The organism is Streptomyces sp. NPDC056347, from assembly GCF_042262625.1.
Lineage (GTDB): Bacteria > Actinomycetota > Actinomycetes > Streptomycetales > Streptomycetaceae > Streptomyces.
This window is the reverse complement of sequence record NZ_JBHJQP010000148.1, coordinates 1-11551: the sequence shown is the minus strand read 5'-3', so window position 1 is coordinate 11551 and position 11551 is coordinate 1. Positions and strand designations below refer to the sequence as shown.

The 11551-nt window shown below is 70.7% G+C and carries 13 protein-coding genes and 1 pseudogene; 7 read left to right on the top strand and 7 right to left on the bottom strand.

What is annotated here, in order from left to right; genetic code table 11:
* The 5 genes and pseudogenes from ACFCV8_RS27640 to ACFCV8_RS27620 all read left to right on the top strand — a co-directional run.
* On the top strand, positions 1 to 179 hold a 179-nt coding region (locus ACFCV8_RS27640; RefSeq protein WP_376688182.1), incomplete at its 5' end, for a DUF397 domain-containing protein.
* Between the two features lie 79 nt (positions 180 to 258).
* Positions 259 to 498, top strand: coding sequence for a DUF397 domain-containing protein (locus tag ACFCV8_RS27635; RefSeq protein WP_376688169.1), 240 nt, complete (start codon positions 259 to 261; stop codon positions 496 to 498).
* A 50-nt stretch (positions 499 to 548) separates the two neighbouring features.
* Positions 549 to 752, top strand: a pseudogene (locus ACFCV8_RS27630) (nucleotidyltransferase family protein); the annotation flags it as partial.
* A 95-nt stretch (positions 753 to 847) separates the two neighbouring features.
* Positions 848 to 2443 (top strand): AAA family ATPase, encoded by a 1596-nt coding sequence (locus ACFCV8_RS27625; RefSeq protein ID WP_376688168.1) that lies wholly within the window; start codon positions 848 to 850, stop codon positions 2441 to 2443.
* 17 nt (positions 2444 to 2460) lie between these two features.
* Positions 2461 to 3477 (top strand): HNH endonuclease, encoded by a 1017-nt coding sequence (locus ACFCV8_RS27620; protein ID WP_376688167.1) that lies wholly within the window; start codon positions 2461 to 2463, stop codon positions 3475 to 3477.
* Positions 3478 to 3654: 177 nt separating this feature from the next.
* Here ACFCV8_RS27620 and ACFCV8_RS27615 read toward each other — a convergent pair whose 3' ends face one another.
* Both ACFCV8_RS27615 and ACFCV8_RS27610 read right to left on the bottom strand, forming a co-directional pair.
* Positions 3655 to 4026, bottom strand: coding sequence for a hypothetical protein (locus ACFCV8_RS27615; protein WP_360937155.1), 372 nt, complete (start codon positions 4024 to 4026; stop codon positions 3655 to 3657).
* A gap of 107 nt (positions 4027 to 4133) precedes the next feature.
* Complete coding sequence (locus tag ACFCV8_RS27610; protein ID WP_376688166.1) at positions 4134 to 4586, bottom strand: hypothetical protein; 453 nt, start codon at positions 4584 to 4586, stop codon at positions 4134 to 4136.
* Positions 4587 to 4829: 243 nt separating this feature from the next.
* Here ACFCV8_RS27610 and ACFCV8_RS27605 point away from each other — a divergent pair, with 243 nt between their 5' ends.
* Positions 4830 to 5291, top strand: a complete 462-nt coding sequence (locus ACFCV8_RS27605) for a pyridoxamine 5'-phosphate oxidase family protein (protein ID WP_376688165.1) — start codon at positions 4830 to 4832, stop codon at positions 5289 to 5291.
* Between the two features lie 161 nt (positions 5292 to 5452).
* Positions 5453 to 6970: a hypothetical protein gene (locus ACFCV8_RS27600; protein ID WP_376688164.1), complete on the top strand. Its 1518-nt coding sequence runs from the start codon at positions 5453 to 5455 to the stop codon at positions 6968 to 6970.
* 114 nt (positions 6971 to 7084) lie between these two features.
* Here ACFCV8_RS27600 and ACFCV8_RS27595 read toward each other — a convergent pair whose 3' ends face one another.
* The 5 genes from ACFCV8_RS27595 to ACFCV8_RS27575 form a co-directional block, all read right to left on the bottom strand.
* Positions 7085 to 7612, bottom strand: coding sequence for a hypothetical protein (locus ACFCV8_RS27595; protein WP_376688163.1), 528 nt, complete (start codon positions 7610 to 7612; stop codon positions 7085 to 7087).
* Positions 7613 to 7704: 92 nt separating this feature from the next.
* On the bottom strand, positions 7705 to 8349 hold the full coding sequence (locus ACFCV8_RS27590) for a dihydrofolate reductase family protein (protein ID WP_376688162.1): 645 nt from the start codon (positions 8347 to 8349) through the stop codon (positions 7705 to 7707).
* A 272-nt stretch (positions 8350 to 8621) separates the two neighbouring features.
* Entirely contained in the window at positions 8622 to 9215 is a 594-nt protein-coding gene (locus ACFCV8_RS27585; protein ID WP_376688161.1) for a TetR/AcrR family transcriptional regulator, read from the bottom strand.
* Between the two features lie 205 nt (positions 9216 to 9420).
* On the bottom strand, positions 9421 to 10263 hold the full coding sequence (locus ACFCV8_RS27580; RefSeq protein WP_376688181.1) for an ABC transporter permease: 843 nt from the start codon (positions 10261 to 10263) through the stop codon (positions 9421 to 9423).
* Between the two features lie 253 nt (positions 10264 to 10516).
* On the bottom strand, positions 10517 to 11500 hold the full coding sequence (locus tag ACFCV8_RS27575) for an ATP-binding cassette domain-containing protein (protein ID WP_376688160.1): 984 nt from the start codon (positions 11498 to 11500) through the stop codon (positions 10517 to 10519).
* Positions 11501 to 11551: the final 51 nt, after the last annotated feature.

Sequence of the window (11551 nt, the reverse complement as noted above, 5' to 3'; positions counted from 1 at the left end):
CCTCCTACAGCAACAACGGCGGCGACTGCGTGGAGGTCGCCACCAACCTCGCCGCCCCGCACGGCGTCATCCCCGTACGCGACTCCAAGAACCCCACCGGCCCCACACTCCACACCACCCCCACCGCCTTCACCACCTTCGTGACAGGCATCAAGGCCGGAGACCTCGGCACCGTCTGAGCCGAGTACAGGTCCAGCGCATGTGACCCCACCGCCCCGCCGTGCACCGCATGGCGGGGCGAACTCGAAAGGGAGACCCATGACGAACCCGACCGAATACCCGTCGCCCCGCTGGTTCAAGTCCTCCTACAGCAACAACGGCGGCGACTGCGTGGAGGTCGCCACCAACCTCGCCGCCCCGCACGGCGTCATCCCCGTACGCGACTCCAAGAACCCCGCCGGCCCCACACTCCACACCACCCCCACCGCCTTCACCACCTTCGTGACAGGCGTCAAGGCCGGAGACCTCGGCGCGGTTCATCCGGCCGTTGCGGGATGAGGTCCGTCGGCAGGGCCTCGACGGCGGCTGCGGCGTGGTAGGCATGGGTGATGATCGGCCGCCTCCCGCTGGATGAACAGCTTGCCGCCCTGAAGTCCGTGCTGTCCCGCAACGAGGTGTTGCTGGAGGTGTTGCACCGCGCGGCGGGTCTGGGGCTGCCCGGCTGGTACGTGACGGCGGGGTGTCTGTTCCAGACCGTGTGGAACGTGGCCACGGACAGGCATCCCACCAGCGGGATCGGGGACTACGACGTCTCCCCCCTGCTCGTCCCGGTGGCGCCCCCGTGCTCGTCGCGGGAGGCGGCCTAGGCTTTCGGGGCCGAGCAGTGCCGTGATCCCGGAGGCCCCCAGTGCGTTTCATCGTCCAGACCGACCGATGGGTTCCCTCCGACGTCGGCCCCCGCGCCGCCCTCCTTGTACCGGACAGCTGGGACGACTTCGGCTTCAGGACCAGTTACGACCTGTGGTTCCGTCCTGCCGAGGACACCAGTCCGGTGGACGTCGGCCGCGTCAAGATCGCGCTGGCCGGCCAGCAGCCCGGGCCGAGCCCCGTACCGCGGGGTGATTTCCCCGATGGTCTGCCGACGGACGAAGGCCCCTGGATCTCCGTCGGCCAGGACGCCCTCTACTACGAGACGCTCAATGAGTTCGGGCGGGCGGGGCAGGAAATCCTCCGGGGCTTGGGGGATGTCACCACCGTGGAGAGCCCCGCGCGCGCGGCGGGGAAACTGGAGGCCTTGGCGAGATCGAGCACCGTGTTCCGCACCTCGCTCCTGCGCAACGTCTCCGTCAGCACGATTCTGCAGCAATGGATGCGCATCGCCACCGGGGGCCCACGGCGCACCGAGTACCGGTTCAGCTACCACTTTCCTCAAGCGGCCGGCGAGATCGCCCATCCCCCGCTGGAGTTCGAGGTCCGTCCCGCGTCCGTACCCTCCAGCAACATCCACGTGCTCATCGGCCCCAACGGGGTCGGGAAAACCACGCTCCTGCGCTCACTGGCCACGGCCGCGGTACACCCGAACCGCATGCCGATGCCCACCGTAGGAAGCATCACCTACAACAACGACGTCGGCTTCGCCAACGTCCTGCTCGTCACCTTCAGCGCATTCGACCCCTTCGTCGGAGTGGACCCCGATCCCGAGGTCAAGTTCCAGCACGTCGGCCTCACCACGCACGGAGACGGTGACGAGCCGGGCGAGACTCACGCGTCCCGGTTGAAAGGGCGCGAGAAGCTGGCGGGCGAGTTCATCGATAGCCTCAGATCGATCGCCACCTCCGGGCACTACGGACGATGGGTCGACACCCTGTACACCTTGGCAAGCGATCGCCACTTCAGTGCCGCGGTCATCGGCGACGACTACGGAGACACCCCCCTCGGGGACCGCCCGATCGGACTGCTCAAGAACGTCGACGACGAGCTGACCAACGGCGCGGACCGCCCGTGGCGTGACATCTTCATGAGCCTCAGCTCCGGCCATGCCCTGGTGCTGCTCACCCTCACCCGGCTCGTGGACCTGGTCGCGGAGAGGACACTCGTGCTCCTCGACGAACCCGAGGCGCATCTTCACCCCCCGCTCCTGTCCTCGTTCGTCCGCGCCCTGTCCGGGCTTCTGACCGATCGCAACGGTGTCGCCATCGCCGCGACGCACTCGCCCGTCGTGCTCCAGGAGGTCCCCCGGTCTTGCGCCTACAAGATCCGCCGCTCCCTGGGGCGCGCCCGGCGGCCCAGGATGGAGACGTACGGAGAGAACGTCGGAGTGCTCACCCATGAGATCTTCGGCCTTGAAGTGAAGAAGTCCGGCTTCTACGCCGAGATCGAGAAGGCAGTCGAGCGGCTCGACACATACGAGGAGGTTCTCTATTCCTTCGGCGGTCAGCTGGGAGACGAGGCCAAGGGCCTGGTCCACGTCCTGTTCGCGGACAAGTGGGCGGAGGGTCGCTGATGTGGCCCTCCCAACCCGTGACGCAGGTGAGCGCCAGAGCCAGCTGGGACATCTGCACGGGAGTCTCGCGCGATACGGTGAACAACCAAGGGCTGGGCAGCAAGCTCCGTGACGCCGCCCCGGCGGTGGAAGAGGCCGCCGAGACCTATCGGGCGGCTGCTCTCACCAGCAGCCTGCACGCCCTCAGGGCACAGGACTTCCAGATCGCGGGGGTTCCGAACCGTAAGGTCTCGGACATCGTCTACGAGAGCGGCATGCGGGCTGGCCCCGGCCGGGTGATCTACGAGGAAGTCATGGAAGGCCGTGACGAGGATCTCTGCCCCATGTGCCGGCACAGCGAGGTGTCCGAGCTCGACCACGTCCTGCCCAAGAAGGCGTTCCCCGCACTGTGCGTCGCCCCTGACAACCTCGTCGGGATCTGCGAGTTCTGCAACTCCAAGAAGAGCGACGTTACCTCGGACGACGCACGAAGAGTGCTGTTGCATCCCCACTTCGAGAACGTCTCCACGGACGTCTGGCTGGCGGCGGAGGTCATACCCGGAACGAAGGGAGCCCTCAGGTACTTCGTGGACCCGCCGTCCCACTGGGACCCCGTGCTCGCCGACCGGGTCCGCAACCAGTTCGAGTTCATGGAGATGGCGACGCGTTACGGCAGCAGGGCCCAGCAGACCCTCGGCGGCATGCGCCGGATCTTCGACACTCAGTTGAAGAAGAGCGGCGCGACCGGACTCATGGCCTACCTGAAGGAGCTGGCCGCGAGCCACCAGGCCGACGACCTGAACGGCTGGGCGGGGGTGGCGTACGACGCCTGGGCCGAAGACGCCGACTTCTGCCGCGGATCGTTCAACGGAACGGGGACCCCGGCGGCCGGGGGGAGGAACCTCGGCTTGCGGAACTACAAGATCACATGGGTGCGGAACAAATGCCGCCACACGTCTGCGGTCCGCTACAGCGTGGCGGCGGTCGGGGATTACGCCGACCTCAAACGGGCAGAGGAAGGCGTCAGCGATGTCCGGATCGTCCCGGCCAGGTAGCCGGTCACCCGGCAGCACCGCCCGCGCGCTGGTGAGCACGAACCACCGTGGAGCCGACCGCGACGACCCAGTCCAGCGGTCTGGCGACCCGCTACGACAAGACCGCCACCGTCTACCTCGCCGGTCTCCACATCGCCGCCATCTTCATCTGGTCAGCCAGATGACCCCAGCGGCTGCCTAGACCCATCCCTGGTCGAGGTAAACCGTCCAGGCATCTCCCACTGCCTTGTGCAGTTCAACCAGGGCTGCAACGTCGGCGATGGCTGCCGGAGCGTCGGACAGTCGCAACGGGAAGTCCGGGACGCTATTGCGGGTGTAGACCGGCAGTTCGCCGTTGCAGCTGAAGGCGTGAAGCGAAGGGGGAGCATCGATGAACCACGCGGGACAGTTCTCCTCAGCCCATGCAGCCGCGGCGTCGACACGATCCACATGCACCAGTAGACGCTCAGGAGCAGGCCCGCCACTGAACTGCACGAGGAAGCCCTGAGCGTCCACTGCCCACCAATCCCACATGAATCCAGGTCGGGGGTGCCGCAGGATTGTCGTCATGCCATCACCGTATCCAGGCCGGACAAGACCGTTGAAGGTGATCCGAAGGAAACGGCCTAGGTCCTGGGTGGACCGTCGCCGGCCCGGAGAGCGGCAGCGGGCTGTGGTCAGGCGGGGCGGCAGACCTCGCAGGCGTGGCTGTCCATCGCGGCCAGCAGGTCCCGGGCCGGTGTCCGCACCGTGGCGTCCTCGTCACCGGTCAGACTCTCCGCCAGTCTCCTGCCGTCGAACACGGCCCGGTGAGCGGCGTACTGGACGTCGGGGCGGGGAGGGTTGGCGTGTTCGAGGATCGTTCGGAGCAGTTGGATCACACCCGTACGGTCGGTGACGGATTCGGTGACCGCGAGGTCCCACAGGAACGGAACGGCCGCGGCCGTCGCGTCAAAGACCGCCAGCTCACCGAGCCACAGACCGAGGTCGCTCAGCGCCGAAGCGGCGGCCGACGCATCGCCCCGGGCCACCCGCGCGAGCCGTCCCGGAACCTCTTCGGCCGATCCGTAGGCGTGCGACAGTTCGTGCCACCGGACACGGCTCATGCCCTTGAGTACCGTTCCCACCACGCGCCCCCGGTTCTTCTCGTACTCGTCCGCGCCGTCAGGTGCCCTGCTCCGCCCCGGGAACCGCGTCGGCTCACCCGTCCGGCGCCCGACCCTCCCCCGAGCGGGCAGCACCGGCAGGTGCCGTAAGCCTCCCCCCGTCCACTCGTCAGCACGCCTTCGAGGGGTCGGGGCCCGGTATCGGTCGCGGGGCGTAGGGCTCATGGCTCATGCGCGCCGCGCGCCCGCTGCCTAGGGTCGGTGTTCATGGAGACCACCGGAATCACGCGGCGTCGGGCCGCGGAGCGCAGGCGCGACACTCTGGAGCGGCTCGCCGCCGAACGCGACGTATGGGTGTCGACGGCCCATCCCGATCACGGGCCGCACCAGGTGCCGCTGTGGTTCCTGTGGGACGGGCAGGCGCTGTGGGTGTGCACCGACGCCGCATCCGCGACCGTGCGGAACGTCCGGGCGGAGCCCCGCGTACGCCTCGCGCTGCCGGACACTCTCGACGTGGTGCTCCTCCAGGGCGAGGCCGAGTGCTTCCCGGACCAGGACGTGCCCGGGGAAGCGGCGGACGCCTTCGCCACGAAGTTCGGGTGGGACCCGCGCACGGAGGAAGGTTCCTTCGTGTACGTACGTGTCGCGCCGCGGACCGTACGCGCCTGGCGCGGCACGTCGGAACTGCGCGGGAGAGTCGTCATGCGCGGCGGGGCATGGGTGGAGTAGGCGTCACTCCGCCCCTCGGGTCGGCACTCCGCTGTGACCGGGTGCTTCGGCCGGCGGGTTTCGCCGGCCACCGCGCCGAGCACGTGGGGGCGGGCGTCCGCCGGCTCGTTGGCATCAAGAAATCCCGAACTCATCGTTCACGTTCCGGGCAGGATGCCTCTGTGCAACACATCCTGTGCGGGCTCGCCGCCAATCCGGCCCTGTCGTCCGCGCTGGTCGACCGGCTGATAGCCATCGCGGACGACGACATCGCCACGGGCCTCGCCCGTCGCGCGGACCTCGGCCGCGCACAGGCGGTCGCGTTGGCCGAGCGCATCGGTGCGAGCGCGGTGCGGCTCGCGTACGAGGGTCGGCTGACCGCCGCCGACGTCGATCCCTCCGTCCGGCCGGATGCCGCCCTCGCCCTGCTCGACCAAGGTGCCGGCCGCCCGGAATGGGCGCGTCTCCTCGCGGTGGACCCGGTCCGTGAGCGGCGGGAGAAGCTGGCAGCCTGCCCCGGCCTCCCGTCCGACGTGGTGGACACGCTCGCGGCGGACCCGGACGTACGTGTCGTCGCCGAGCTCGCGTTGTGGACCACGCCGGACGTGGCCGCGAGGCTCGCGGCGCATCCGCACGCCGAGGTCCGCCGCGCGGTGGCAGGCAATGAGGCCGCACCCCCGGCCGTACTGGCAGCGTTGGTGACCGGGGAGGGGCTGCCCGCGGCACGACGCTGTCTGATCTGTGACCACGAGGAGACCCCGTTCGTCCACGAACCGCAGTACCCACGGCTCGACTGCGAGCTGCCGCCGGGCGCCTCCTGCGACGGCTCCCACGAGTCCGCCGTCCACGACGTGCGGGAGGCGGCACTCCGTAACCCCGCCACCCCCGTCGAAGCCGTCGTCGGCTTCGTGGACCATCCGTCGATGCTGTTGCGCCGGGCGCTCGCCGCCCGCCAGGACCTGCCCCGGCAGGCCTGCGCACGGCTCGCCCTGGACCCCGCTCCCGGTGTCCGTGCCGACCTTGCCGACAATCCCGCGACCGGCGAGGCCCTGATCCGCGCGCTGGCCGGCGACCGTGACCCCGAGGTGCGCCGCAGGCTCGCACACCATCTCCGGGTGCCGCTCGACGTACTCACTCACCTGGCCCGAAGCCCCAGGATCGGCGCTGCCCTCCTGCCCCGTATTGCCGCCTCCTCTCCCGCCGAGGTCGAAGAGCTGGCCGAGTCACCGGACCCGGCTGCCCGAATGCTCGTGGCCCAACGACGCGATCTGCCGCCCGGGATACGCGACCGGCTGGCCGACGACCCCGACGCGAAGGTGGTCAAAGCCCTCGCTCCTCACCCCGGCCTCACCGAAGGGCAGTTGCGCGCCATGGTCGACCGGCACGGCGTCCGTGTCCTGGCCAGGGTCGCAACCAACCCAGATGCGCCGCCGGCGCTTCTGGAAGACCTGGTCCGGCACGAACCAACAGTGCAGAAGGTGTTCCGTGAGGTTGCCCGGCATCGCGGGGCGACCGCCTCGGCGCTGCTCGTCTGCCTGACGGACGAACGGGCGAGACCCGTGGCCGCCGGGCACCCGGCACTCCCGCCACCGGTCGTCGCGGAGCTGCTCGCCGACGCGGACTGGCAGGTCGTGGAAGCGGCTGCGGCCAACCCGTCCCTGCCGCCTGCCGTGATGTCCGATCTGGTGCACCAGCGGTGAGCGACCCACCCGCCAAGCCGACCGCTCACTCGCCGGGTGAGGCGTTCCGTCGCATCCGTCCCCGGGGGCGGCACTCCATCACTCGGCGCCGGAGTGCCTCCGCCCGGAACGGTCCTAGTCGTCGATGTCGACGCGCTCGAACTCCCACAGCTGGGTGGGCGAGCCGTGGCGCGGGGCCAGGGTGACCTGCGGGTTCCCGTCCCGGTCCAGCGTGGCGACCCGGTCGGCGCCGGGGACGCCGATGGTGTACCTGCCGTTGCCGGCCGACTCGATGGTCCACTCGCCGGGCTTCTTCGTGGCCGAGACGTAGACCGCCCCTTCCCGCTGGACGAAGGCGTAGCGGCCGGGCTGGACCGGGCCCGCGCTGATCGTGTACCGGTCGGAGCCGACCGCCTTCACCGTCCACCGCTCGACGAACTGGCCGCCGAAGTACCGCAGCGGGACGTCGATCGGCGGGTAGATCAGCGGGACGGGCCCGATGCCCAGACCCGACCCGGGCTCGGACGCCACGTTGTGGATCACGTACTCGCCCTGCGCCGCGAAGGCCGCGGACGGGGTGGCCGTGGGGGTGGCGGCGTGGGTGGGCGCGGTGAGGGTGAGGCTGAGGGCGGCGAGCGCCACGACAGCCGGAATCTTCTTCATGCCGGAGGGAACGAACGCCTCCGGCCGGGGTCACGCCCCGGTACGCGATCCGGGGGATGCGGCACGGGGCGTGAGGCGGGGCGTGCGCCGGATCACTTGCGCCAGAACAGGTGGTGGGTCACTCCGCTCGGGCTGGGGACGACATCGACGTGGAAGCGGTCGCGCAGCTCGTCCGGGGACTCCCAGAGCCGCGAGCCGGTGCCGAGCTTCACCGGCGCCACCGCCACGTGCAGGGTGTCGACCAGGTCGGCCTCGAGGAACGCCCGGATGATGGTGGCCCCGCCGCCCAGGCGTACGTCCTTGCCCTGCGCCGCCTCCCGGGCCTGTTCGAGGACCGCGGCCGGCTCGTCGTCCACGAAGTGGAACGTGGTGTCGGAAAGCGTGAACGACGGGCGCGTGTGATGGGTCATCACGAACACCGGGGTGTGGAACGGGGGTGTCTCGCCCCACCAGCCGAGCCAGTCGTGGTTCTCCCACGGGCCCTCCTGCGGGCCGAACTTGCCGCGGCCCATGATCTCCGCGCCGATGTTGTGGTGGAAGTCCCGGACGAGGTAGTCGTCGAGGCCCCGGCCGCCGCCGGGGTCGGTGCGGTTGGGCCAGCTCGCGGTGGCCCCGGCCCAGGAGAACATGGCCCCGGGGTCGGCGTGGCCGAAGGGCTTCTCCACGCTCCGGCCCTCCCCCGCCCCGTAACCGTCGCTCGATACGTTGAAGTTCTGAACCTTCAGCAGCTGTCCCATGTCTCTCTTCCTGTGTGTCGCCCGGTGCCGGTCGGCGCGGTGCCGGTGCATGTGAGGACTGCTCGGAGCCGGAGAACTCATCGGGCCCCGGCGGGTGCGGGAAGGATCGCCACGGGGTCAGAGGGACATGAGGCGGTGGAGCCGGTGCGGCTCGGGACGGGTACGCGTCGCGTCGCCCGGCGCGCTGAAGCAGTCGTGGCGATTCCCCATGCTCCGCATGCTGGCACGCGGGTCTGACAATCGGCCCGGCTGCCGCGCGCGGGGCCGCCGCCTCACGGCTCGGGCGGTGCGCCGATCGCCCGGAGCACATGCGCGACCAGGGCCGCGATCTCCGCCTCGTCCTGCATCGGCTTGCGCAGCACATGGCGGAAGTACAGAGGTCCGATCAGCATCTCCATCGCCAGCCGCAGATCGGCGTCCGGGGGTATCTGGCCCTGTTCCTGGGCCCGGCGCAGGCGGCCGACCGCCTCCTCGAAGCGGGGGTCGAGCAGCTTCCCGCGTACCGTCCGCGTGAGCTCCTCGTCGTGGTGCATCTCGGAGAGGATTCCGGCGAACGCGGGGCCCAGCGGCGGGGTGGAGACGAGGCGCGACGCGCTCTCCAGTGTGGCTTGCAGGTCGGCGACGATGTCCCCGGTGTCCTGGTACGTCATCGTGTCGACCAGACCCTCGGCGAACGCTTCGAGGAACACCGCGCTCTTCGACGGCCACCAGCGGTAGATCGTCTTCTTGCTGACGCCCGCTCTGGCCGCGATGGCTTCGACGGTGACCCGGCCGTACCCCTTCTCCGTGCACAGTTCGAGGGCCGCTGCCAGCGTGGCCCTCCGTGATCGCTCGCTACGGCGCTCTGAAATCGGCGATGTGATCATTCGGTGAGCATAGGCGTGTTCGAACAAGGCCTTATTGACAGGCTGTCGCCACAGGTCGAACAATATCGAGGCGGAAACGGAACGTGCCGTGTCGTGTCGTTCCGGTGAGCCGCACCGTTCGTGCCGTTCGTGCCGCGACGAGCCGATCGGGGGACGGCTCGCCCGGCCGACGGCACGACGGTACGAAGGGCCCTGGCGGCACCGGTCAGGCGGTGATGTCCTTCGCCGTGAACCGGGCCCAGGCCGCCGAGCCGAACACCGCCGCGTACAGCCCCTGGAGCCCCAGGTTCTTGACCACCTCGTCCCAGTAGACGGGGGCGCGCAGCAGGTCCGCGTACGACATCCAGTAGTGCGGGAAGAGGTACGGGTGGACCGCGCTCAACTGCGGGATGCCGTCCACGATCTGCACGGTGATCAGCAGCCCGACGGTGGCGGCCATGGCCGCGATGCCGCTGCCGATGAGCGTCGAGACGAACACGCCGACGGCGGCGAAACCGATCAGCGAGGCCGCGACGACCACCGCGATCAGCCCGGCCCGCAACAGGCCCTCGCCGAAGCCGATCCGGGTGCCCGAGATGGTGGTGACCTCGCCGACCGGGAAGAGCAGCAGGCCCACGAGCAGCGCGGACGCCGCCACGACCAGGGTCGCGAGCAGGCAGAACACCAGTACTGAGGCGTACTTCGTCAGCAGCAGCCGGGTCCGGCCCGCCGGGGCGACCAGCAGATAGCGCAGCGTTCCGGCGGAGGCCTCGCCCGCGACCGCGTCGCCCGCGACGACACCGACGGCCATCGGCAGGAAGACCGGGAGCGTCGCGGCGAGGGCGGCGAAGACCAGGAAGAGGCCGTTGTTGGTGACCTGGGAGAGGAAGGCCGGTCCGGCCGTCCCGCCGCTTCCGTCCGGGCCCGGCGAGGCTCCGTGGCCGGTCTCGATCCGTACCGCGATGCCGATCAGCACGGGTACCGCGGCCAGCACCCCGAGCAGGGCCAGGGTGCGCCAGCGGCGGAGGGTGAGGGTCAGCTCGGAGCGGAGGATTCCGAGGGTCCACAGCGGGTTGCGCGCCCGGGGTGGGGTTCCGGGGGGTGGGGTGCGTCCTGGCTGGGCGGGGGTTCCTGGCCGTGGGGCGGCTTCGGCCTCACGGCCAGGGGCGGCCTCGGCCCGGTGGGTGGCCTCGGACCCGGGCTCAGTCTCGGCCCCGGACGTGGTTCCGGCCCGGGGGGCGGCTTCGGCCCCACGGCCAGGGGCGGCCTCGGACCGGTGGGTGGCCTCGGACCCGGGCCCGGGTTCGGCCTGGGGGGTGGTTTCAGCCTGCGACATCGAAACCCTCTCCGGTGAGTGCGACGAAGGCGTCCTCCAGCGAGGCCCGCTCGATCCCGAAGGACCGCAGGCGCACACCGGCGTGGACCAGGGCGGAGCTGAGGTCGGCGAGCTCGGTTCCGGCGGGCGGGGCCTCGGCGTCGACCCGGTCGCCGTCGACGGTGATCCCGGTGATGCCCAGCTCCCCCAGGACCCGGGCGGCGTCGCCCGGGTCGGGGGTGGTGACGGTCAGCCGGCCGCGGGCGCCCGCCGCCAGTTCGGCAACCGGGCCCTGGGTGACGAGGCGGCCCCGGGCCATCACCGCGGCGTGCGTGCAGACCTGCTCGATCTCGTCGAGGAGGTGCGAGGAGAGGAAGACGGTGGTGCCGTCCGCCGCCAGCTCCCGGACCAGGGTGCGGATCTCCCGCATGCCCTGCGGGTCCAGGCCGTTGGTCGGCTCGTCGAGGACCAGCAGGCGGCGCGGCCGGAGCAGGGCGGCGGCCAGCCCGAGGCGCTGCCTCATGCCGAGCGAGTACGCCCTGGCCTTCTTGCCGGACGCGGCGGCCAGCCCGACCCGGTCCAGGGCCTCGGCCACCCGGGCGCGGCGGGTGCGCGGATCAGCGGTCGGGTCGGCGGAGTCGTAGCGCAGCAGGTTGTCCCGGCCGCTGAGGAAGCCGTACGGCGCGGGTCCCTCGATCAACGCGCCGACCTGCGGGAGCACGGTGCGGGCGGCGTCCGGCACGGGGTGGCCGAGGAGCCGCGCGGTGCCGGAGGTCGGGGCGATCAGGCCCATCAGCATCCGGATGGTGGTGGTCTTGCCCGAGCCGTTGGGGCCGAGGAATCCGAAGATGCTGCCGCCGGGAACGGTGAGGTCCAGGCCGTCCACGGCGAGCTGGCCGCCGCGGTACCGCTTGGTCAGGCCCCGGGTCTCGATCACGGGGCCGGGGACGGAGGCGGCCGTGGCCGTTGCGGCCGTCGCGGTTCGTGTCATGCGTACTCCCCTGGGTCGGACAGGGCCGCCCCGCCGTACGGAGCGTACGGC